Raw genomic sequence first — 2,474 nt, 5'->3', positions numbered from 1 at the left:
GGGGTCTCCTCGTTTTCAGTGCAATAAGTGACGGTACGCAAAGCTAGCACTGGCGCGGGGGTGGTCTGGGTAGACCGTTGATTTCATTGACTTTCCTGTTCGCTTTGTAAACGGGTATGGTGGCCTCCCACTTTTGAGGTTCACGATGCAGGGTTGGCACACAACGTTTTTGGGGATGCGTGGGCTCCCCCGCGATATCAGCGACTTCGAGATGAAGGCATTTTTCACCTTCGATGGTGCCGAGCGCGACGCAATCAATGCACGCCGAGGTGATTCCCACAAGCTTGGTCTGGCGCTCCATATTGGTTTCCTGCGCATGAGTGGGCGTTTGCTCGGTGCCTTTCGGGTAATTCCAGTAGCCTTGTGGCGCCACCTTGGCAACGAGCTTGGCATTGCAGCACCAGAAGTCGCCTCGCTGAGAGCCATGTATGAACGCGGGCGCACGCTATTCGATCACCAACAAGTAGCCTGCACGGTCCTTGGATTCCAGTGGATGAGCGAGCACCAGCGCCGCTCACTGGTACGTGAACTGCGCGACGAAGTGGCGCGCTGCGCCGACCGCGATCAGCTACTCGTGCGGGCGCGTCAATGGCTGTACAAGAACAAGCTGGTGATCGTGCACGAGCGGGCAATTCGGACACTGATTGCGGCGGCACTTGCCCAGCTTGAAGTTGAAACAGGCACCGCCATCGCCGCCAGCGTTGATCCAGCAACACTTGATCGCTGGCGAGCCTCAGTTTCAGAGCTGCGCCCAGATGGACAAACCCAGCAGAGTTGGCTATGGGCTGCACCGGCGAAACACTCAACCCGCCAAATCAGCGAGGTACTGGAGCGCATCGACCTGCTTTACACGCTGGACGTTCATAAGCACCTGGCAGACATCCCCGATCTCATCTTGCGCCGCTACGCGCGCCGACTTGTCTCCAGGCCGCCCTCAGCCGGAGCCAAGATCAAAGAGCCAGCGCGCACCGTGGAGGTCGCATGCTTTCTTCGGTATTGCCTGTTCACCACCACAGACCAGTTGATCCTTATGGTGCAGCGCCGGATCGCCGATCTGTGGCGTCAGGCTGCCGCCGATGTCCCCGCTACCGTCAATTGGGCCGCAATGTACAAAACGCTGCTCGGCGAACTTGTTGCCTTGAGCGCGCAAGGTGCGGTGCCAGATGCTGAGTTGCGTGCCCGTCTTGAAGCCTTGATCACCGAAACCCAGAAACGCAAACCACCGAGCAGGGCCTCCCTGGTCCGCGAGGGATTGATTGATGGAATTCGCCCCGTGCGGTCGTTGCTCGTCGCCATTGCAAAGCTGCCCTGGCAGGCCACCGGCGAGCATCCTGTCATCGAGTACCTTGCCAAGCTGCAAGCTTTATATCTCAAAGGATCCAGAAAGCTGCCAGTTGAAGTGGTGGCACCAAGTCTGGGAATGATCTGGCAGGTTTCGATCTCCAGCCCAGACCGGGAACGGGCGTTTCAGGCGTTGGAGGTGGCCACCCTGTTTGCCCTGCGCCGCGCGGTGCGCAATGGCTCGGTCTGGATTGAGCACAGCCTGAGCTTTCGGGGTCGTGCGCGCTTGTTCTTCACGGACGAGCGTTGGCAGGCAGAGTCCAAGAAACACTATGCCCGTCTATCGTTACCCAGCAAGGCTGCCACTTTCTTGAAGCCTTTGCTGGCCAGAGTAACTGCCGGTGTCGATGCGGTGGCCGCTGCAGCCCGCAGTGGCGTACTGCGCGTGGATGATGAACTCCATTTGTCGCCATTGCCCGCAGAGGACGAAGACCCAGAAGTGACCAAGCTGCGCGCGGCTTTGGATCACCGCATCGGTGAGGTTCAATTGCCGGAAGTGATTCTGGCCGTTGACGCCCAGGTGCGCTTTAGCTGGATCATGCTCGGACGTGAGCCGCGCTCTACCGACGAGCTGCTGATGGTCTATGCCGGCATCATGGCCCACGGCACCAGTCTGACTGCGGTCGAATGCGCGCGCATGATTCCGCAATTGTCTGCCACCAGCATTCGCCAGGCCATGCGCTGGGCGCGGGACGAACGGCGTCTGAGCCAGGCCTGCCAGGCTGTGCTGGAATTCATGCAGCGACACCCGATTGCCGCCACCTGGGGGCGGTCCGATTTGGCATCTTCTGACATGATGAGCATGGAGACCACCAAACGGGTGTGGCAAGCCCGGCTTGATCCTCGGCGCAACACACCTTCCATTGGAATCTACTCCCATGTAAAAGACCGGTGGGGCATCTTCCATGCGCAGCCCTTTGTGCTCAATGAGCGCCAGGCGGGCGTGGCCATTGAAGGTGTCATCCGCCAAGAAAAGCTGGAGACCAGCCAGCTTGCTGTGGATACCCATGGCTACACCGACTTTGCCATGTCACATGCCCGTTTGCTTGGTTTTGATCTTTGCCCGCGGTTGAAGGAACTCAAACAGCGCCACCTCTTTGTGCCACGCGGCACCAAAGTGCCCGCAGAAATCG

At 59.3% G+C, this 2,474-nt stretch carries 1 protein-coding gene; it reads left to right on the top strand.

The annotated features are described in order from the left end of the window. Positions 1-145: 145 nt before the first annotated feature. On the top strand, positions 146-2,474 hold a 2,329-nt coding region (locus D9C15_RS32955), incomplete at its 3' end, for a Tn3-like element IS1071 family transposase (protein ID WP_128003683.1).

It is taken from the genome of Piscinibacter defluvii (assembly GCF_004011805.1).
Taxonomy (GTDB): Bacteria; Pseudomonadota; Gammaproteobacteria; order Burkholderiales; family Burkholderiaceae_C; genus Piscinibacter; species Piscinibacter defluvii.
The sequence above is the reverse complement of the archived record's forward strand: the minus strand, read 5'-3'. Positions and strand labels throughout refer to the sequence as shown.